This is a genomic window from Vibrio scophthalmi LMG 19158 (genome assembly GCF_000222585.1).
GTDB lineage: Bacteria > Pseudomonadota > Gammaproteobacteria > Enterobacterales > Vibrionaceae > Vibrio > Vibrio scophthalmi.
In genome coordinates this window covers 21,114-40,186 of sequence record NZ_AFWE01000063.1, presented here as the reverse complement: position 1 = coordinate 40,186, position 19,073 = coordinate 21,114, and the positions used below count along the sequence as shown (strand labels likewise).

The 19,073-nt window shown below is 46.3% G+C and carries 18 protein-coding genes and 1 pseudogene; 7 read left to right on the top strand and 12 right to left on the bottom strand.

Annotated features, from left to right (window positions below; all coding sequences use genetic code 11):
* Nucleotides 1-172: 172 nt before the first annotated feature.
* On the top strand, nucleotides 173-712 hold the full coding sequence (locus RH88_RS04245; RefSeq protein WP_005593671.1) for a PadR family transcriptional regulator: 540 nt from the start codon (nucleotides 173-175) through the stop codon (nucleotides 710-712).
* A 90-nt stretch (nucleotides 713-802) separates the two neighbouring features.
* On the opposite strand, the gene cysE is transcribed toward RH88_RS04245, so the two are convergent.
* The 5 genes from cysE to epmA form a co-directional block, all read right to left on the bottom strand.
* Complete coding sequence (gene cysE / locus RH88_RS04240) at nucleotides 803-1,624, bottom strand: serine O-acetyltransferase (RefSeq protein WP_005593669.1); 822 nt, start codon at nucleotides 1,622-1,624, stop codon at nucleotides 803-805.
* 37 nt (nucleotides 1,625-1,661) lie between these two features.
* Nucleotides 1,662-2,696 (bottom strand): NAD(P)H-dependent glycerol-3-phosphate dehydrogenase, encoded by a 1,035-nt coding sequence (gene gpsA, locus RH88_RS04235; protein WP_005593667.1) that lies wholly within the window; start codon nucleotides 2,694-2,696, stop codon nucleotides 1,662-1,664.
* Between the two features lie 160 nt (nucleotides 2,697-2,856).
* Nucleotides 2,857-3,327, bottom strand: coding sequence for a protein-export chaperone SecB (gene secB, locus RH88_RS04230; protein ID WP_005593665.1), 471 nt, complete (start codon nucleotides 3,325-3,327; stop codon nucleotides 2,857-2,859).
* Between the two features lie 148 nt (nucleotides 3,328-3,475).
* On the bottom strand, nucleotides 3,476-3,910 hold the full coding sequence (locus tag RH88_RS04225; protein ID WP_005593663.1) for a rhodanese-like domain-containing protein: 435 nt from the start codon (nucleotides 3,908-3,910) through the stop codon (nucleotides 3,476-3,478).
* A 165-nt stretch (nucleotides 3,911-4,075) separates the two neighbouring features.
* Entirely contained in the window at nucleotides 4,076-5,041 is a 966-nt protein-coding gene (gene epmA, locus RH88_RS04220; RefSeq protein ID WP_241212158.1) for an elongation factor P--(R)-beta-lysine ligase, read from the bottom strand.
* 483 nt (nucleotides 5,042-5,524) lie between these two features.
* Between epmA and frdA the strand changes: the two genes are divergently transcribed.
* Genes frdA through frdD form a run of 4 tightly spaced genes read left to right on the top strand, consistent with a single transcriptional unit; the run spans nucleotide 5,525 to nucleotide 8,874 of the window.
* Nucleotides 5,525-7,342, top strand: a complete 1,818-nt coding sequence (gene frdA / locus RH88_RS04215; protein WP_005593657.1) for a fumarate reductase (quinol) flavoprotein subunit — start codon at nucleotides 5,525-5,527, stop codon at nucleotides 7,340-7,342.
* A complete protein-coding gene (locus tag RH88_RS04210; protein ID WP_005593656.1) occupies nucleotides 7,342-8,100 on the top strand; it encodes a succinate dehydrogenase/fumarate reductase iron-sulfur subunit in 759 nt (252 codons plus the stop codon). The genes frdA and RH88_RS04210 overlap by 1 nt, the downstream gene beginning before the upstream one ends.
* A 1-nt stretch (nucleotide 8,101) precedes the next feature.
* A complete protein-coding gene (frdC, locus tag RH88_RS04205; RefSeq protein WP_005593655.1) occupies nucleotides 8,102-8,485 on the top strand; it encodes a fumarate reductase subunit FrdC in 384 nt (127 codons plus the stop codon).
* A gap of 11 nt (nucleotides 8,486-8,496) precedes the next feature.
* Entirely contained in the window at nucleotides 8,497-8,874 is a 378-nt protein-coding gene (gene frdD, locus RH88_RS04200; protein ID WP_005593654.1) for a fumarate reductase subunit FrdD, read from the top strand.
* A 167-nt stretch (nucleotides 8,875-9,041) separates the two neighbouring features.
* Here the strand turns inward: frdD and hslU are convergent, their stop codons facing one another.
* From hslU to priA, 6 genes and pseudogenes are all read right to left on the bottom strand, one after another.
* Nucleotides 9,042-10,385, bottom strand: a complete 1,344-nt coding sequence (gene hslU, locus RH88_RS04195) for an HslU--HslV peptidase ATPase subunit (RefSeq protein ID WP_005593653.1) — start codon at nucleotides 10,383-10,385, stop codon at nucleotides 9,042-9,044.
* A 38-nt stretch (nucleotides 10,386-10,423) separates the two neighbouring features.
* Entirely contained in the window at nucleotides 10,424-10,969 is a 546-nt protein-coding gene (gene hslV / locus RH88_RS04190) for an ATP-dependent protease subunit HslV (protein ID WP_005593649.1), read from the bottom strand.
* A gap of 113 nt (nucleotides 10,970-11,082) precedes the next feature.
* Nucleotides 11,083-11,625 carry a transcription/translation regulatory transformer protein RfaH gene (gene rfaH / locus RH88_RS04185; protein WP_005593647.1) on the bottom strand — a complete coding sequence of 181 codons (543 nt, stop codon included), beginning with the start codon at nucleotides 11,623-11,625 and terminating at the stop codon, nucleotides 11,083-11,085.
* Nucleotides 11,626-11,818: 193 nt separating this feature from the next.
* Nucleotides 11,819-12,355 carry an SPOR domain-containing protein gene (locus RH88_RS04180; RefSeq protein ID WP_040757837.1) on the bottom strand — a complete coding sequence of 179 codons (537 nt, stop codon included), beginning with the start codon at nucleotides 12,353-12,355 and terminating at the stop codon, nucleotides 11,819-11,821.
* A gap of 225 nt (nucleotides 12,356-12,580) precedes the next feature.
* Nucleotides 12,581-13,587: pseudogene (gene cytR, locus RH88_RS04175) on the bottom strand (DNA-binding transcriptional regulator CytR).
* Between the two features lie 287 nt (nucleotides 13,588-13,874).
* Nucleotides 13,875-16,076 carry a primosomal protein N' gene (gene priA, locus RH88_RS04170; protein ID WP_005593645.1) on the bottom strand — a complete coding sequence of 734 codons (2,202 nt, stop codon included), beginning with the start codon at nucleotides 16,074-16,076 and terminating at the stop codon, nucleotides 13,875-13,877.
* A 318-nt stretch (nucleotides 16,077-16,394) separates the two neighbouring features.
* Here priA and rpmE point away from each other — a divergent pair, with 318 nt between their 5' ends.
* Both rpmE and RH88_RS04160 read left to right on the top strand, forming a co-directional pair.
* Nucleotides 16,395-16,613, top strand: a complete 219-nt coding sequence (gene rpmE / locus RH88_RS04165; protein WP_005593644.1) for a 50S ribosomal protein L31 — start codon at nucleotides 16,395-16,397, stop codon at nucleotides 16,611-16,613.
* Between the two features lie 246 nt (nucleotides 16,614-16,859).
* Complete coding sequence (locus RH88_RS04160; protein ID WP_005593643.1) at nucleotides 16,860-18,134, top strand: malic enzyme-like NAD(P)-binding protein; 1,275 nt, start codon at nucleotides 16,860-16,862, stop codon at nucleotides 18,132-18,134.
* Nucleotides 18,135-18,595: 461 nt separating this feature from the next.
* On the opposite strand, the gene metJ is transcribed toward RH88_RS04160, so the two are convergent.
* Complete coding sequence (metJ, locus tag RH88_RS04155; protein WP_005593642.1) at nucleotides 18,596-18,913, bottom strand: met regulon transcriptional regulator MetJ; 318 nt, start codon at nucleotides 18,911-18,913, stop codon at nucleotides 18,596-18,598.
* Nucleotides 18,914-19,073: the final 160 nt, after the last annotated feature.

Genomic DNA, 19,073 nt, shown 5'->3' with positions numbered 1-19,073 from the left:
ACATATCGCAGTCTCGATAAGCAATTATCGAACTAGGTGAAAAACGGCTTTTAAGGTGACATGGCCAACGAAATGTTGGCGCTGCTCTCATCAACATAATACACGTGCCTCAAGAAGCACACCAAGATGTTGGCAGTTGATTTAAAGTTTATTGACCATTTGGATTAAAGACATGTCATTACCACACGTAATCCTCACCGTTCTTAGCACTCGCGATGCTACTGGATACGACATCACTAAAGAATTTTCTGCGACGATCGGCTACTTCTGGAAAGCAAGCCACCAGCAGGTTTACCGCGAACTGAACAAAATGGCCCAACACCAGCTTGTGACGTGCGTATTGGAACCACAAGAGGGAAAACCAGACCGTAAGGTTTATTCGATTACCGACGCTGGCCGTGTTGCGCTAGGCGAATGGTTTGACCAACCAACCGCACACCCAACCGTGCGTGATGAGTTCTCAGCAAAATTAATGGCTTGTTCAGTGCAACCTTCTGCGCCGTTCAAAGCGCAGTTAGCTGAATTAGTTGATGAATCTCGCAAGCTGGTCACGCATTATCAAGAAATTGAAAACGCGTACTACTCAAACATTGCTACACTGGATAAATCACAACGTCTTGAACGATTAACCTTGCGTCGCAACCTATTGCTTCGCCAAGCATGGATCGTTTGGGCCGATGAAGTACTCGCTGAATTAGAGACTATCGCGTAATTTGCTTACCAATTAATGGTATTCAATAAAAAAGGGTTGGCATTGGCCAACCCTTCTTCGTTTACTGATTTGTCTGTATGAAGAAAGATATTAGATACCGTCTCCATCGACAAAATTTTGCGACTTACCGTTAAACTGCTGATCCATATCCAAAGATGGCATATCTGACTTTGGTCGACCAACAATCTTAGCCGGAACCCCTGCTGCCGTGGTATGGGGAGGCACAGGTTGCAATACCACCGAACAAGAAGCGATCTTCGCCCCTACGCCCACTTCGATATTACCCAATACTTTCGCGCCCGCGCCAATCATCACGCCTTGACGGATCTTAGGGTGACGATCGCCACACTCTTTACCAGTACCACCAAGAGTCACATCTTGAAGAATGGAAACATCATTCTCCACCACCGCCGTTTCACCAATCACAATCCCTGTCGCATGATCGAGCATGATGCCACGGCCAATCGTTGCGGCTGGGTGGATATCCACTTGGCAAGCGACTGAGATTTGGTTTTGTAGGTACGTCGCTAAAGCTATGCGCCCTTGTTTCCACAGCCAGTTTGCCACTCGGTAGCCTTGTAGCGCGTGGTAGCCTTTAAGGTAGAGTAATGGGATAGAATACATTGCAACTGCCGGGTCACGGTTGACCGTAGCGCAAATATCACACGCCGCGGCTTCAATAATACTCGGATCAGAAGCAAAGGCTTCTTCCACTACTTCACGTACTGCCATTGCTGGCATCGACGCGGTATTGAGCTTATTAGCTAAAATATAGCTCAGTGCGGCGCACAGACTATCGTGCTTAATAATCGTAGCATGGTAGAAACTGGCCAGCATTGGCTCTTGTTCAGATTGCTGCCTTGCTTCTTGAACAATGGTTTGCCATACCTGTTTTTTTTCGCAATGCTTCATGTTGTAACCTTCTGGGCAGCATCTCGCTGCCGCTGAATTATGCTTCTGCTTTTTTGTCACGCGCTAACAAATCCTTTGCTGCTTCTCGTGCATCTTTATCTTGATACAATACTTGATAGATTTGGTCAACGATTGGCATTTCTACGCCCATACGTTGCGCCAACATCCATACTTCTTTGGTATTGCGATAACCTTCCACCACTTGGCCAATTTCAGCCTGAGCAGTATCGACATCTTTGCCTTCACCAAGCGCAAGGCCAAAGCGACGGTTACGTGATTGGTTATCAGTACAAGTTAAGACAAGATCGCCCAAACCTGCCATACCCATAAAGGTTTCTTTTTGCGCGCCTAGCGCTGCGCCAAGACGGCACATTTCCGCCAAACCACGAGTGATCAATGCGGTACGAGCATTGGCACCAAAACCGATACCATCCGACATGCCCGCGCCAATCGCAATCACGTTTTTCACCGCACCGCCCAATTGCATGCCGGTAAAGTCACTATTGGCATAAACACGGAATGTCTTGCTACAGTGGATCTTCTCTTGCAAATCGGCAACAAATTGCGCGTCAGGAGACGCCACTGAAATTGCCGTCGGTAGACCCATTGCCAGTTCTTTGGCAAACGTCGGGCCTGACAATACCGCCAGTGAGTATCCCTCACCCAACGCATCATGGGCGACATCTTTCAGCAGACGGCCAGTTTCAGGCTCAAGCCCTTTGGTTGCCCAGCAAATACGTGAATCACTGCGTAAGAAAGGTTTCACACTATTGAGTACGATACCAAATACATGGCTTGGTACTACCACCAACAAATCACGCGTGGCAGAAACGGCTTTCTCTAAATCTGACTCAACGATCAGTGACTCAGGGAAATCAACCCCTGGTAAAAATTCATGGTTTGCACGCTCAGCTTGCAACTTAGCCATATGCTCACGCTCATGCCCCCAAATCACCACGTTGGCACCATTACGAGCCAGAGAAATCGCCAGAGAAGTGCCGTAAGAGCCTGCGCCCAAAACGGTCATTGCGATCTCTTTGCCATAGGCATTGTTGATGTTTGAATTTGTCATTGTTCCGCCTGTTGACTGATAAACAAGTTGCTATACCCAAATAGTTTAACGCGTGTTAAACCACTTTGGTATCAACCACTCGGCTATAAACGAAAAATGCACAACGCATATACGATGCCTTGTGCATTTTAGATAATCTTAACGCGATAGAAGGCGCTAATTAAGCATCAGCTTGAGCTTCGCCTTGCTGAGCTTGCTGCTGTAGGTAATTCATAAACAATGCATCAAAGTTCACTGGTGCAAGGTTTAGTTGAGGGAATGTACCTTTAACCACTAGGCTTGAAATCGTTTCACGTGCGTATGGGAATAGCACGTTTGGACAGAATGCGCCTAGGCAGTGTGCCAATTGACCTGCTTCCATGTTTTCAGCCGAGAAAATACCGCCTTGCTGAACTTCACATAGGAACGCGGTCTCTTCTGCGTTTTTCACCGTTACGGTAAGACGTAGAATCACTTCGTAAACACCAGCACCTAGCTCACGGCTTTGCGTGTCTAGATCTAACTTCACTTCTGGGTTCCATTCTTTTTGGAACATATCTGGTGAGTTAGGCGCTTCAAAAGAAACGTCTTTTAGGAAAATACGTTGAATTGCGAAGTTCTGTGCTTCTTGTGTTGGTGCTGCTTCAGCCATTATTGAATCCTTTATGCCTTAAATATCAAAGTTTGCTTGAGACTAACCGAGAGATGCGACTAACACTAACCTTGCCATCAAATTCGTGGCAATCTTCACATCTCTCTTCGCCAAACGCTGATTAATTCACCAGCGCCGCTCGCCGTGATTACTTCTTGCCGCGTACTAGCGGTAGGTTAGCTTCACTCCAAGCAATCAAACCGCTCTTCAGCACGTATACTTTTTCAAAGCCCGCTTTTGCTAGAAGATTTGCACTCTCTTGTGCAGTTTGACCGGTTTTACATACCACGATAATTGGGTCTGATTTGCTATTTTCAAGGCTACCGAAGTTACCAGCTTTGATATCCGAAGGTAAAATGTGAAGTGCTTCGGTAATATGACCTTTTTTGAATTCGTCTTTCGCGCGAATATCAATCACCACACCATTCTCACGGTTGATCAGCTGAGTGGTCTCAGCAACACTGATCTCTTTGTAAGCCGCCGTTGAGGTTTTAACGATATTCATGATTAGGGCAACAAGTAGGCCAACCCAAACCACAGACATGATCATATTTTCTTGGAAAAACGCGATGTACTCTTGCATATCCTGTGCTCTTGTATAGATAGTAGGGCCGACTATCAGCCCTAGTTTTAAATCAGATTGGGAGTATAACGGGCTTGGTTGTTCTAGGCGAGTCCAGAACAGAAAGAATCAGCGATCGTGACCACGCTTTGCGGGATTACTTGTGACAATTCTTTACCTGAGCACTTACGCAATCGGAAATGGAAACGCAGTGACTTGATCGATATGATCTTGGCCGAGCGCTAACATAATCAAACGATCAATACCCAGCGCCACGCCAGCGCACTCTGGTAGGCCGGCTTTTAGCGCCTCAATCAAATGATAATCAATCGGTTGTGCGGTTAAGCCCATCTCTAGGCGCTTGGCATTGTCTTGCTCAAAGCGAGCTAACTGCTCGGCTGGATTATCAAGTTCATGGAAGCCATTCGCCAACTCAATCCCTTTGAAATAGACCTCAAAACGATCGGCAACACGCTCGTCGTTTTGGTTGATCTTAGCAAGAGCCGCTTGTGAAGCCGGAAAATCATAGACAAAGGCAGGCACGTCTTGGCCAATCTTCACTTCCACACCAACACTGAACAGCAATTGCAACAGCGTGTCGCGATCTTGTTCTGGTTCGGCAATATCACTCAGACCTAGCTTAGCAGCAGCGACTTTCAGCTCGGCCATCGAACCTTCTAAAGGACAAACACCCAATACGTTAATGAAGGCTTGTTGATAAGTCATACGTTGTGCGGCACCACATCGAATAACTAACTGCAGCAAGTCATCCATCTCATCCATTAATTGGTGATGATCAAACCCAACGCGATACCATTCCAACATGGTGAACTCGGGATTGTGATAACGACCATTCTCTTCGTTACGAAACGCTTTATTAATTTGATAAATGCAACCACTGCCCGCCGCTAAAAGGCGCTTCATGTGAAATTCAGGACTGGTCATCAAATAAAGCTTGCTGCCATCAGCATAGCCCGGGCCAACAAATTGGGTTTGAAAGGTTTGTAGATGTACGTCGGTCACCGTGGCGTGACTCATTGCCGGTGTATCTACTTCCAGCACATTACGCTTAGCAAAAAAATGGCGGATCTGGCTGAGTAACTCAGCGCGCTGTTTGAGTAACTCGATGGATGCGGTTGGTTGCCAATTCATTTTTCTGCCTTCTCTTTTCTGCTCATCTTGCGAAGAGGCGAACATAGCACTTTTCATCAAGGGTGCAAGCCTTCTTGCGGCTTGCAGCACGATTCATTCAGCCATTCTATACCTTGGCGATAAAAACAACCCGAATCAATTGGTGTAGATTTGGCCGTTAAATAACACCTCAACTAACGTGCCACAAATAAATTTCAACACCGCCGTAACACCATTTACATCAAGGCTTGTCGGTAAAAATGCCATGTCGTGACTACTCTCACATATCCGGCATTTTCTATGCTCTCTTTTGCATTACCGGAACAAAATCCGGAATACATCAATTTTTACAACTATGCCCTCTCTTACACTGGCAATAACACTTTTGAGTTATGTGTAGCACGTCTATTTCGGTATGGATAACACTATCTGAAACAAGCATCTGCACACACTCTCTTACTATAACAAGCGGGATTGACCGCACTTACACACTGGAGGATAACTGTGCAAACTATCATCACAGATATCGCAGTCATCGGCGCTGGCGGCGCTGGTCTTCGTACTGCTATTGCAGCGGCTGAAGCTAACCCTGACTTAGAAGTTGCTCTAATTTCTAAAGTTTACCCAATGCGCTCCCATACGGTTGCCGCTGAAGGTGGCTCAGCAGCAGTTATCAAGGAAGAAGATAGCCTAGATAATCACTTCAACGATACCGTTGGTGGTGGTGACTGGCTATGTGAACAGGATGTCGTTGAATACTTCGTGGCGAATTCAACTCGCGAAATGATTCAAATGGAACAGTGGGGCTGCCCATGGAGCCGTAAAGAAAATGGCGAAGTAAACGTTCGTCGTTTCGGTGGTATGAAGGTTGAGCGTACTTGGTTCGCTGCCGACAAAACTGGCTTCCACATGCTTCACACCCTTTTCCAGACTTCAATGAAGTACCAAAACATCAAACGTTTTGATGAGTACTTTGTGGTTGACCTATTGGTTGACGAAGGTGAAGTGCAAGGTCTGATCGCTATCCACATGGCGGAAGGCGAGCTTGTTACGATTAAAGCGAAATCGGTGGTACTTGCTACCGGTGGTGCAGGTCGTGTTTACCACTGTAACACCAACGGCGGTATCGTAACTGGCGACGGCATGGCAATGGCTTACCGTCACGGCGTACCTCTACGTGATATGGAATTCGTTCAATACCACCCAACAGGTCTGCCTGGTACGGGTATCCTGATGACCGAAGGTTGTCGTGGTGAAGGCGGTATCATCGTCAATAAGAACGGCTACCGTTACCTACAAGATTACGGCATGGGCCCGGAAACTCCGGTTGGCCAACCGAAAAACAAATACATGGAACTGGGTCCACGTGACAAAGTTTCTCAAGCCTTCTGGCACGAACATCAAAAAGGCAACACCATCAAACACCCACTGGGTGATGTGGTACACCTTGATCTTCGCCACCTAGGTGAAGAGTACTTACAAGAGCGTCTACCGTTTATCTGTGAGCTAGCAAAAGCTTACGTTAACGTTGATCCAGCCAAAGAGCCGATCCCAATTCGTCCTACCGTGCACTACACCATGGGTGGTATTGAGACTAACGGTCAATGTGAAACGCGTATTAAAGGTCTATTCGCTGTGGGCGAATGTGCTTCTGTTGGCCTACACGGTGCAAACCGCCTAGGTTCTAACTCACTGGCTGAGTTTGTGGTATTTGGCCGCGTAGCGGGTGAACAGGCGGTTGCTCGCGCGGCAGAATTTAAAGGCTGGAATGACGAGTCTATTGCCGAGCAAGTAAAAGCGGTTGAAGCGCGTATTGCAGCACTGCTTGAGCAAGACGGCGACGAAAACTGGGCCGATATCCGCACTGAAATGGGTCACTCCATGGAAGCGGGTTGTGGTATCTACCGCCAAGAAGATTTGATGCAAGCGACGATTGAGAAGATCACTGAGCTTAAAGCACGCTACAAAAACATCAGCATCAAAGACAAAGGCAAGGTATTCAACACTGACCTGCTATACGCAATCGAGATCGGTTACGGCCTTGAAGTGGCAGAAGCGATGGTTCACTCAGCAATCCTACGTAAAGAGTCTCGCGGTGCGCACCAACGTCTTGATGACAACTGCACAGAGCGTGACGATGTTAACTTCCTTAAGCATACCTTAGCTTTCTACCAACCAGACGCAGCGCCGAGCATTGAGTACAGCAATGTAACCATTACTAAATCTCAGCCAAAAGCACGTCTATACGGTGAAGCAGCAGAAAAAGCGGCAGCGGAAGAAGCAGCCCAAGCTGAAGAGAAGAAAGCAGAGGAGCAAGCATAATGTCAGCACATCGTATTCAAAAAGTAGACGTTCTACGTTATGACCCAGCGCATGATGAAGAGCCTCGCTTACAAACGTTTGAAGTACCCTTTGATGACACCATGTCTGTGCTTGATGCACTAGGCTACATCAAAGACCACCTAGACAAAGACCTCTCTTACCGCTGGTCTTGTCGTATGGCGATCTGTGGCTCTTGCGGCATCATGGTTAATGGCGTACCAAAACTGGCGTGTAAATGCTTCCTACGTGATTACCCAGATGGCGTGAAGATCGAACCACTAGCGAACTTCCCTATCGAAAAAGATTTGATTGTTGATATGACGCCGTTCATCGAGCGCCTTGAAGCCATCAAACCTTACATTATCGGTAACGACCGTAAACCTGAAGACGGCACTAACCTGCAAACGCCAGAGCAAATGGCAAAATACAAGCAATTTGCTGGCTGTATCAACTGTGGTTTGTGTTACGCAGCGTGTCCTCAGTTTGGTCTAAACCCTGAGTTTATTGGTCCCGCAGCACTGACTATGGCACACCGTTACAACTTGGATAGCCGTGATAACGGTAAATCTGAGCGTATGGCGCTGATCAATGGGAAGAATGGCGCTTGGGGTTGTACTTTTGTCGGTTACTGCTCTGAAGTATGTCCGAAGAACGTGGATCCAGCAGCAGCAGTAAACCAAGGTAAAATTGAATCATCAATGGACTTTGTGATTGCAATGCTAAAGCCTGATGGTAAACCAGTGAAAGAGGAGGCTTAGGATGAGTAATCGTAAACCTTACGTTCGTGAAATGAAACGTACGTGGTGGCAAAGCAGCCCGTTCTACCGCTTCTACATGATGCGTGAAGCAACGGTACTACCTTTGATTCTATTTACTGTGTTCCTAACCATTGGTTTGGGCTCACTAGTAAAAGGGCCAGAAGCTTGGCAAACTTGGTTAGACTTCATGGCGAACCCATTGGTAGTGGCGATCAACATCGTGGCACTAGCGGGTAGCCTATTGCACGCGCAAACCTTCTTCAGCATGATGCCGCAAGTGATGCCAATTCGCATCAAAGGCAAACCAGTCGACAAGAAATTGATCGTCCTTGCTCAATGGGCAGCGGTTGCGTTTATTTCTCTTGTTGTTCTGATCGTTGTTTAAGGAGCGATGTTATGACCCCAAATTTCAAAGTTGATCATTCACCACGCCGCTCTGATGAGCCTATCTGGTGGAGCCTATTTGGCGCTGGCGGTACATGGTTTGCCATGATTACGCCTATCACTGTGTTGGTACTCGGTATTCTTGCACCACTTGGTATTATTGATGCAGAAGCGTTGAGCTACGAGCGTGTCTCTGAGTTCGCCACCAGCATCATCGGCGCGCTATTTATTATCGGCAGCCTTGCTCTACCAATGTGGCATGCAATGCACCGTGTACACCACGGTATGCACGATCTTAAATTCCACACCGGTGTAGCAGGTAAGATCGCCTGTTACGCATTCGCAGGTTTGATCTCTGCGTTGGCAGTAATTTTCGTATTTATGATCTAATCTCTTCTCCATAACACTGTCATGCGACAGTGCCGATTAGAAACATAAGCCAAGAGGTAGATGCCTAGCATCTGCCTCTTTTTTTATCAGTTGCAAATCCCCCACCTCAAACGACAGACAATAAAAAAGCCGACCGAAGCCGACTTTTTCTATTACGCAATTTTCGATTAAAGGATAAAACGGCTTAGATCTTCATCTTCGACAAATTCACCAAGGCGTTTTTGTACGTACTCAGCATCAATCGTCATGCTGCTGCCTGGCTTCTCTGTCGCTTCAAATGAAATCTCATCCATTAGACGCTCCATCACCGTATGCAGGCGACGCGCACCAATGTTCTCGGTGGTTTCATTCACCGTCCATGCCGCTTCTGCGATTTGCGTGATACCATCTTCAGTGAAGTTAATATTCACATCTTCGGTTTTTAGCAAAGCGATGTATTGCTCTGTCAGCGACGCTTTTGGCTCGGTAAGAATGCGTTTGAAGTCATTGCTTGAAAGCGCTTCAAGCTCAACACGGATTGGTAGACGACCTTGCAATTCAGGGATCAAATCCGATGGTTTCGCCACTTGGAATGCGCCCGATGCAATAAATAGGATATGATCGGTTTTGACCATGCCGTGCTTAGTAGAAACTGTGCTGCCTTCAATCAATGGCAATAGATCACGCTGAACACCTTCACGAGACACATCAGGGCCTGAGCTTTCACCACGCTTACAGATTTTGTCGATCTCATCAATGAAGACGATACCGTTGTTTTCAACGTTGAAGATCGCCTGCTCTTTCAGATCTTCTGCGTTAACCAATTTCGCTGCTTCTTCTTCAACCAAAGCTTTCATTGCTTCTTTGATTTTCATCTTGCGCTTTTTCTTGGTGTCGCCAGCAAGATTCGAGAACATGCTTTGCAGCTGGTTAGTCATCTCTTCCATGCCCGGAGGCGCCATGATCTCAACGCCCATTTGCGGCGCAGCAACATCAATCTCAATCTCTTTATCGTCTAACTGACCTTCACGTAGTTTCTTGCGGAAGATTTGACGAGTATTCGACTGACGCTCTTCATCTTGTTGTGGCTGCTCGTTTTGGCCCCAAGCGTCACGCGCTGGCGGCAGCAGAGCATCAAGAATGCGTTCTTCCGCTTGCTCTTCAGCGCGGAATTTTACTTTTTCCATCTCTTGCTGATGCGTCATCTTGATTGCCGCATCGGTCAGATCACGGATAATGGTTTCGACTTCTTTACCGACATAACCCACTTCGGTGAATTTAGTCGCTTCCACTTTGATAAAGGGTGCATTGGCAAGCTTTGCTAAACGACGAGCGATTTCGGTTTTACCAACACCGGTTGGGCCAATCATCAAAATATTCTTTGGTGATACTTCTACGCGCAAGCTCTCTTCAAGCTGCATGCGACGCCAGCGATTACGCAGTGCAATCGCCACTGAGCGTTTAGCGTTATCTTGGCCAATGATATGGCGGTTCAGTTCATGAACAATCTCACGTGGGGTCATCTCAGACATAATCAGATTCCTTAAATTCTTAATTCACTATCTTTTTATTATTCAGCCATTTTTTCTGCTGGGATTTCTAGTTCGTCGATAGTGTGATGGTGGTTGGTGAAGACACAGATGTCGCCCGCAATCGTTAATGCTTTTTCAGCGATTTCACGCGCACTTAAATCGGTATTTTCTAATAGGGCAATCGCCGCCGCTTGAGCAAAGTTACCGCCAGAGCCAATCGCAATCAGATCGTGCTCAGGCTGAACCACATCACCATTACCGGTGATAATCAAGGATGCGGTTTCATCAGCAACCACCAGCAGCGCTTCAAGCTTACGTAGCGCGCGATCGCTGCGCCAATCTTTCGCCAGCTCTACCGCCGCTTTGGTTAGGTGGCCTTGGTGCATTTGCAGCTTGCTTTCAAAGCGCTCAAACAGCGTAAACGCATCTGCCGTGCCGCCAGCAAAACCTGCCAATACTTTACCGTTATATAGGCGGCGAACTTTGCGCGCATTGCCTTTCATTACGGTATTGCCTAGCGATACTTGTCCGTCACCCGCGATGACAACTTTGTTATTTCGACGTACTGAAACGATGGTAGTCACGTGTAGGGCCTCTTGTATTTAAAATTGGTTATTTTCAATATATGCGGACAAGAACATGGGAATTCAAGAGTATTAAAGCTTTAGAACTATGAGGGAACTAGCATGTATGAACGCTATTTTTTTATTGGCTTTACTCTAGGAGCAATGTAAATGTTATCAACACTCAATTGAACTTTCTGATTGAGTAGCTCAATCAACAATATACTCCGTTGCTCGCTTTCTTCGGCTAAAAATATTGCTGTCATATGTTCATAATTACCACCTGTAATCATCACCTCGTCACCACTTTTCAGCGTTAAATCGATAGTTTGTTTTTCTATCGTTTCAAATGCCTTAATTAGCTCATTAGGTACCAGTTGAGGGCTACCAGAGAACTTAACAAAACCATACACGCCAAACGTGTTATTGACTTTTGATGCTAGGATAGAGGTGATGTCTAAATGTACAAAAATATACCCAGGGAACAACGCTTCTTCTTTTAGCTGTCTTTTTCCACGAACCTCTTTTAACACATCGACTGTCGGGTAATATGCTGTAATGGATTGATTAGTCAAATTTAGCTTGGCACGTAACTCTTGCTTTGATTTGCACCTTACAAGGTACCAACTTTTCTCATCACTCTTTACCGATGATGTAACTTTCTCAACATTCGACATTAATTCAGACCTACTGAGCTGGTGTTTTTCATTTAATAATCACCAACCTCTTAACTACCATTCGATAATTTTATCATAAAAATAGCGACCTGATTTTTCACAGCATGCATTTCTAAATGGCCTGCCATAAAAAAACCAGCCGCACGATACGACTGGCTTAACACACAAAGTATTTGAGCATAACTAGAGTTAACTACTCGGTATCTTTCCAAATTGCGCATGGCTCAATTTTGGCACGTTGCAATTTGTGCTTATCTCGCTCGGCATCACGCTTAAGCTTGTAGGGGCCAAGTACTACACGGTACCAAGAGCTGCCTTCTTTCTTGCGAATCTTACTTTTAATGCCTTGGAAAGCGATATCCAATTTACGAGCATCCGCTTGCGCTGCGGTTTTGTAAGCGCCACATTGCATGATGTAAGGGATATCAGAAATCACCTGCTCTTTGGCCTTAACTTCCACTTCACGGCTTGGCAAGCTATCAACGTAATCCCACTGCTCTTCAGGTGGCGGCGGCAAGGCTTTTTCTGGCTTAGGTTTCGCTTTCACCGGCGCTTGTACTACCGGTGCTGGCGGCTCTGGATCTTGGCTTAAAGAATACAAACCAAAGCCAAAGATACCTACAACGAGCAATGCCAAAAGCCCACTGCGCCATGGTTTGCGCTTGGGTGCTGCTTTCTTTTTCGCAGGCTTTTTACTCGCCCCGCGCTTCACATAATCTCTATTTGCCACAGTAGTACATCAAATCAATTATCTCTGTTGATATGTTATCTAGATTGCTATGGGATAACAATGCATTGCCTTGGTTAGTGTGGAGTAAACAATAAAATTCTGACACAAGATAACATTGGCCTGACTCAAGCCCGAAAGAAGCAACATAAGCAATAAAAAACGACGCTCACATTGGCGTCGTTTCTAGCTCAAGCAAATAATGAATCAAGCAAGAGATTATCAGTATTAGAGAGCTCTTGGTGGCGCCGCACTCTTACGTACCACTAATTGCGTTTCTAATAGACGTGAACCCGCACGGACATCATGGCCACGCAGCAACTCTAGCATCATCAGCATGGCTTGACGGCCAATCTCATAACGAGGCTGTGAGATGGTGGTCAGCGGTGGATCGCAATATTGAGCGAACTGAATGTCATCAAAACCCACTACCGATAAATCTTGTGGCACTCGTAAACCAAGACGTTTTGCTTCTTGGATCGCACCAATCGCCATCGCATCGTTATGACAGAAAATCGCCGTCGGTGGCTCAGGCAGCGCTAGTAATTGTCTGACCGCTTTGGCACCCGCCTCAAAAGTGAACTCACCAAATGTGCTGTAAGTCGGGTTCATGGTAATGCCCGCGCGGCGCAATGCTTGTTGATAGCCTTGCTGACGGAATTGACACAGAGTCGCCGTTTCTGGCCCGGAAATTTGTGCGATGCGCTTATGACCAAGCTGAGTAAGATAGTTGACCACTTCAAACGCAGAGGTCAGGTTATCAATGTGAACTGTTGGTAGTTCAAGCTCAGGGGCAAACTCACACGCCATGACCATTGGCGGTAGGTTTTTTTGCTCAGGCTTGCTGACATCAAACGGTAGATCAGTACCAAGCAGCAGCATGCCGTCAGCTTGCTTAGTAAAGACTAAATTCACAAAGGAATTTTCACGTCTTTCTGCTGACCGCTATCACCTAACAGAACAATATAACCATGCTCCATGGCTGCATCTTCAATACCACGAATGATCTCCGTGTAATAAGGATCGCAGATATCAGGAATGATCGCGATGATCGTTTTCGATTCGTTGCGGCGTAAATTACGCGCTAAAGAATTTGGGGAATAGCCAGCTTCTAACACAGCGTCTTCAACGCGCTTACGCGTGGCAGAAGAGACTTTTTCAGGATTCATCAGCGCCCTCGATACTGTCGCTGTTGAAACTCCCGCGAGCTGGGCAACATCCTTCATTGTCGCCATAAATGTAACCCTCTTAGTTAGTTCCTTTGGCGGTAGCGCCTTGGCCACCTAAACCGTATGAAAATCTCGATGAGTTCAAACTCATTCTTTGACTTATTTATCATTTCTCACTGACGATGCGCAATCGATTACCTCGTTATTCACTAAGGTGCGTAAAGCGTCAGCTACTAGTTTATTTATTTCACGCTATAAAGTTACGGGAGATTTAACAAAACCCAACCCGAGATAGAGATTTACGTCACAAAATTACGTTCTCATTCAACGTACGTGACATTGTAAACTGAACGCTAGCTTAAATCTTGCGGTTCTATATCTAGCGACCAACGTACTTTTTTGCTATCAGGCAACAACTCAATAGCCGGTTTGGCACTCATCAATAGTCGCTGCATTAATGGCCGCGTTTGTGTCTGCAATAACAGTTGCCAGCGATACTTACCCGCTTTCTTGGCCAATGGCGCAGGCGTGGGCCCTAGTACTTGGCAAGTCTCATCAAATAAAGGATGTGCTTCCAAGGTATAGCGAACCTGCCTTAAAAACGACTCCACTACCTGACTGTTATTGGCTTCAGCGCGTAACAAGGTTAAATAGGTATAAGGCGGTAACATTGCCATCTTTCGCTCTTGCAATGCGGTTTGAGCAAAATGCCCATAGCTTTGATTCAACAGCGCTTGAAGCAAAGTATGCTCAGGGTGATGGGTTTGTAAAATTACCTCACCGGGCTTGCTGGCTCGCCCAGCTCGACCCGCAACCTGAATAAACAATTGTGCCAAACGCTCTGATGCACGAAAGTCACTACTGTACAGTGAACCATCCACATCAAGCAATGCGACCAAAGTGACATCGGGGAAATGGTGACCTTTGGCGAGCATTTGCGTACCAATCAAAATTTGATACTCACCTTTACGAATCGCGGTCAAGGCACTTTCTAAGCTGCCTTTACGCCGAGTGCTGTCGCGATCAATACGAATCGCTTTGTATTCTGGAAACAGTTGGCTGAGCTGCCCTTCCAGCTGCTCAGTCCCTACCCCAACCGTCACCAAATTGGTCGAGCCACAACCCTGACACTGATGAATAATCGGTTGTTGCGCCCCACAATGGTGACAGCGGATCTCGTTACTGTATTGGTGGTAGGTGTAATAAGCATCACAACGTTTACATTCTGCAATCCAACCACATTCATGACACATCAAGGCAGGAGAAAAACCGCGACGGTTAAGAAACAACATCACCTGATTCCCGGCTGAAAGGTGCTTACGCATCTCTGCAATCAACGGCGCCGATAAGCCACTTTCCAAATACAGTCCTTTCACATCCAACACTTTATTGGTGGTCGGTTTCGCACTGCCAGCACGTTGGGTTAATTGCAAATAGTGGTACTTACCCGTCAAGGCATTATGTAAGGTTTCTAATGCCGGCGTTGCTGAACCCAAGACAATCGGAATCTGCGCTTTGTTGGCACGCATTACCGCTACATCGCGCGCATGGTAACGTAGGCTATCTTGCTGTTTATAAGAAGAGTCATGCTCTTCATCGACAATAATAATGCCGAGATCGGCAAACGGCGTTAGCAGCGCCGAGCGCGTACCAATCACAATCCCCGCCGCTTTGTCACGTGCCGACAACCACGCATTCAGGCGCTCAGTTTCATTCAAGCCAGAATGGATAACTTCAACGGGCACATTAAAACGCTTACGAAAACGGTTGATGGTTTGTGGTGTTAAACCTATCTCAGGCACTAAAACCAAGGCTTGTTTACCCGCTTCGAGTACTGGCTTGATCAGGTTGAGATAAACCTCGGTTTTCCCCGACCCCGTCACCCCTTCTAATAGGTAACAAGCAAAACCATCTGAACTATTTACGGTGGCGATCGCGACCGCCTGCTCTTGGTTTAATTTCGGTTTATCAACTTGCGCTTCAATCTCACGCGGCCAAGCGTGAATGGTCGGTTTTTTCTCAATCGACTCAACCCAACCTTTTTCCAGCAAGTTTTTCAGTACCGTACTGTTGATATCTTGATCAAGCAGTTGCTGATGAGAGACCGCGCCATATTGCAAAGCACGCATGGCTTGCTCTTGCTTTACCGCTCGGCCAAGACCTTGCATCAACTGATTCTTGCCCTGTTCCGTTAACTGCCACTCCACCAGCGTCGAGAAATCCGCCGCTTTGCCTTTACGCAGTGCAGACGGCATAGCATTAGCTAAGGTTTCGCCCAGTGGATGCTGATAAAACTGACTGCACCATTTAAGTAGCTGATAAAGCGATTCAGGCCAAACGGACTGCTGATCAAGCACTTGTTTAATCGGTTTGAGTTGGCTTTGAGTAAACTGGGATTGATTGGTTAACTCAGTGACAATACCAATTAAGGATTGGCGGCCAAATGGCACAGCAACACGCCCACCAATAATCGGAAATAGGTGGCTAGGGATCAGGTAATCGAATTGCTTATCCAGTGGAACGGGCAAGGCCACTCGAGCAATAGTTGGGCGCATATAGATTTAGCAGCATGAGTTAGAAGTACACGCTCAACAGTCTAAAGCAAAACCCGCAGCGATTCTATTTTAAGCCCAAGGCACACCCGTTCAGGGCAAATAAGAGTATGGATGTTAAACTGCTCGTCATTGGTGAAAAAAGTAGCGTTTATTTGGGTAAATCAGTTGATCCTCAATCGAGGATTCATTACTATACTGCGCCTTAGCACTATGGCTCGGTGATTTATTCATTAAGCGGTAGAGCGAAATTTTTTTATTAACCACGTGTGGTGTCCGGCTTAGATTCGGATAGCGACACGGCCTATTTGAGGTTCTCCCATGAAAGCTGGTATCCACCCAGAATACAAAGCAGTAAGCGCTACTTGTTCTTGCGGTAACTCTTTTGAGTTCAACTCAACTCTAGCTAAAGAGTCTATCCACCTAGACGTATGTGACAAATGTCACCCATTCTACACTGGTAAGCAACGTATCGTAGATACAGGCGGCCGTGTTGATCGCTTCAACAAGCGCTTCGGTGCACTATCAAGCAAGAAGTAATTTCTGCTTTGATACTAAATTGAAAAAAGGACGCTTAGGCGTCCTTTTTTATTGCCTCTCATTTGCTTCTTTTCACACCCTCTCTTTAGCATTTTGTGATCGATCTGGTCTTATCAGCTAACAATCGGCCTACAATAGCAATATCAATCGCAATCCTCGCTATGCAGCTTGACTTGCTTCCTCTAGAATAACTTTTGCTTAACAATTACTACAAAAGAATCAATACAAAATAGAGAGCCTAGCCTTATGTCAGATGACCAATCCCAAGAGTTAACCGCTGAAGAACAGTTCCGCCAACAAGCTTTGGATTATCACGCCCTACCAACGGCGGGTAAAATTGCAGTTGAACTCACCAAACCGGCGGAAACGGCTTTAGATCTTGCCCTAGCCTATAGCCCTGGGGTGGCTGAACCTGTGCGTGAAATCGCGCAAAATCCAGATAACGTTTATAAGTACACCGCAAAAGGCAACATGGTCGCGGTGATCTCAAACGGCACGGCAATTCTTGGTTTAGGTAATCTTGGTCCTTTGGCATCAAAGCCTGTTATGGAAGGTAAAGCGCTGCTCTTCAAACGCTTTGCTGGCTTAGATTCGATTGATATTGAAGTCAAACACCGCACTATTGAAGAGTTTGTTGATACGGTAGCAAACATCGCCGATACCTTTGGTGGCATCAACTTGGAAGACATTAAAGCGCCAGACTGTTTTGAAATTGAAAAGCAGTTGATTGAACGTTGTGATGTGCCAGTCTTCCATGATGACCAGCACGGTACGGCAATTGTTACCGCGGCGGGCATGTTGAACGCCGTTGAACTGCAGGGCAAAAAGCTCGAAGATGCGACCATCGTTTGTTTGGGCGCTGGCGCGGCTGCGGTTGCGTGTATGGAGCTACTGATCAAATGTGGTGCGATGCGCGAAAAGATCTACATGTTGGATCGTAAAGGCGTGATCCACACTCGTCGTGATGATTTGAACGAGTATAAAAAGCTGTTTGCCAATAACACTGATAAACGCACGTTAGAAGATGTGATTGAAGGCGCCGATCTGTTCCTTGGCGTATCAGGCCCCAATCTACTTCCGCCTGAAGCGCTAAAACTGATGGCGGATAAGCCAATCGTCTTTGCTTGCTCTAACCCTGATCCGGAAATTAAACCGGAACTGGCTCATCAAGTGCGTGATGATTTAATCATGGGTACGGGCCGTAGTGACTACCCGAACCAAGTCAATAACGTACTGTGTTTCCCATTTATTTTCCGCGGTGCCTTAGATGTACGCGCCAGTGAAATTAACGATGAGATGAAATTAGCCGCGGTTGAGGCGATTCGCCAACTCGCGAAAGAACCTGTACCGGTTGAAGTACTGAAAGCGGCGGGTGTCGAATCTTTGGAATTTAGTTCAAGCTACATCATTCCAAAACCGATGGACCCTCGCCTACTGCCTCGCGTGGCTAAAGCGGTTGCTCAAGCGGCGGTTGATTCGGGTGTCGCGCGTATTGAAATGCCTGAAGGGTATATGGCGTAGTTGAGGATTTGTGAAGCGACTGCTTGTTTAACTTTTTCATCGTTACTTTACTTTTGTCATCCTCAAGAGTAAGGAACGAACGAGTGGGGATCTCTGATTTACTCCAGAAATGCAAGATTCCCTACTCGCGCTACGCGCTCTATGGTATGACGGAGTGAAAAATGAACACGCAAAGGAACGACCGATTTGGGAATATTCGGCCCACCTCTCTACTGATTTGTGGAGTCCTACTGTTTGTTTAACTTTTCCGTCATTGCCTGACTTTTATCATCCTCAAGAGTGAGGGACGAACGAGTTGGGGATCTCTGATTTACTCCAGAAATACAAGATTCCCTACTCGCGCTACGCGCTCTAAGGAATGACAGAGTGAAGAATGCTTGGCTCTAAAAACAAAAAACCGCAGTTAAACTGCGGTTTTTTTATTTCTGGTTGGAATGGTGCTCGCTCCAACAAGATCAATATTAGTCATCAAAAGCTTCAAACTCGATGCCCATCGCGGTCATCAATTGCTTGGCTTCCGTTGGAATATCATCTGGACGATCTTTTCTTAAATCTTCATCCGTTGGTAGCGGCTGACCTGTGTAAGCATGCAAAAATGCCTCGCAAAGTAGCTCACTGTTTGTAGCATGGCGTAGGTTATTGATCTGACGGCGAGTACGCTCATCAGTTAAGACCTTCAATACTTTTAATGGAATTGAAACGGTAATTTTTTTTACTTGTTCGCTTTTCTTTCCATGTTCAGCGTATGGACTTATGTATTCGCCATTCCAGTCTGCCATTGCGCACCTTCACATTGTAGTTAGATTTAAATTTTGCTATCCGTAATTTTAGCGGCTTTTAAGGCTACAAGCAAAGACATATAGACGTCTGGATGTATTGACGGCTCAAAAAATGAGAAGTAAAGTAGAGTAAATGGATTGTGAATGCGTTGTATCAAGC

Bases quoted from the DNA above. Each gene is read 5' to 3' on its own strand.
- metJ (WP_005593642.1), bottom strand. From the start codon at position 18,913: ATGGCAGACTGGAATGGCGAATACATAAGTCCATACGCTGAACATGGA.
- priA (WP_005593645.1), bottom strand. From the start codon at position 16,076: ATGCGCCCAACTATTGCTCGAGTGGCCTTGCCCGTTCCACTGGATAAG.
- rfaH (WP_005593647.1), bottom strand. From the start codon at position 11,625: ATGTCGAATGTTGAGAAAGTTACATCATCGGTAAAGAGTGATGAGAAA.
- secB (WP_005593665.1), bottom strand. From the start codon at position 3,327: ATGGCTGAAGCAGCACCAACACAAGAAGCACAGAACTTCGCAATTCAA.
- epmA (WP_241212158.1), bottom strand. From the start codon at position 5,041: ATGAATTGGCAACCAACCGCATCCATCGAGTTACTCAAACAGCGCGCT.
- rpmE (WP_005593644.1), top strand. From the start codon at position 16,395: ATGAAAGCTGGTATCCACCCAGAATACAAAGCAGTAAGCGCTACTTGT.
- frdC (WP_005593655.1), top strand. From the start codon at position 8,102: ATGAGTAATCGTAAACCTTACGTTCGTGAAATGAAACGTACGTGGTGG.
- hslU (WP_005593653.1), bottom strand. From the start codon at position 10,385: ATGTCTGAGATGACCCCACGTGAGATTGTTCATGAACTGAACCGCCAT.
- RH88_RS04245 (WP_005593671.1), top strand. From the start codon at position 173: ATGTCATTACCACACGTAATCCTCACCGTTCTTAGCACTCGCGATGCT.
- gpsA (WP_005593667.1), bottom strand. From the start codon at position 2,696: ATGACAAATTCAAACATCAACAATGCCTATGGCAAAGAGATCGCAATG.
- cysE (WP_005593669.1), bottom strand. From the start codon at position 1,624: ATGAAGCATTGCGAAAAAAAACAGGTATGGCAAACCATTGTTCAAGAA.
- frdD (WP_005593654.1), top strand. From the start codon at position 8,497: ATGACCCCAAATTTCAAAGTTGATCATTCACCACGCCGCTCTGATGAG.
- RH88_RS04225 (WP_005593663.1), bottom strand. From the start codon at position 3,910: ATGCAAGAGTACATCGCGTTTTTCCAAGAAAATATGATCATGTCTGTG.
- RH88_RS04210 (WP_005593656.1), top strand. From the start codon at position 7,342: ATGTCAGCACATCGTATTCAAAAAGTAGACGTTCTACGTTATGACCCA.
- RH88_RS04160 (WP_005593643.1), top strand. From the start codon at position 16,860: ATGTCAGATGACCAATCCCAAGAGTTAACCGCTGAAGAACAGTTCCGC.